At 64.5% G+C, this 251-nt stretch carries 1 pseudogene; it reads right to left on the bottom strand.

What is annotated here, in order from left to right:
• Positions 1-251: pseudogene (locus tag XpopCFBP1817_RS21470) on the bottom strand (DUF4158 domain-containing protein); the annotation flags it as partial.

Below are 251 nucleotides of genomic sequence, written 5' to 3'. Positions count from 1 at the left end.
TCCATCACCGCAGCGGCTTCGTATACCGCGCGTGCCGCAATCTTCAGCCCGCCGTCGCTGTAGGCCCGGACCTGCAGGAAGCAAGATTCGCTGGCTTGACCTGCACGCGTAGTTTCAGCGCGCTGCGGATATGGCGCATCACCGCCGGCGGGACTTCGTCCAACACGGGGAAATACCCCAGCCGTTGGAAGGTCTTGAGCAGGATCGTCAGCGTCAGGCGGTGCGCAGGCTGCCGGGTGTACTCGGCAACG

It is taken from the genome of Xanthomonas populi (genome assembly GCF_002940065.1).
In the GTDB taxonomy this organism is placed as follows: domain Bacteria; phylum Pseudomonadota; class Gammaproteobacteria; order Xanthomonadales; family Xanthomonadaceae; genus Xanthomonas; species Xanthomonas populi.
The sequence above is the reverse complement of the archived record's forward strand: the minus strand, read 5'-3'. Positions and strand labels throughout refer to the sequence as shown.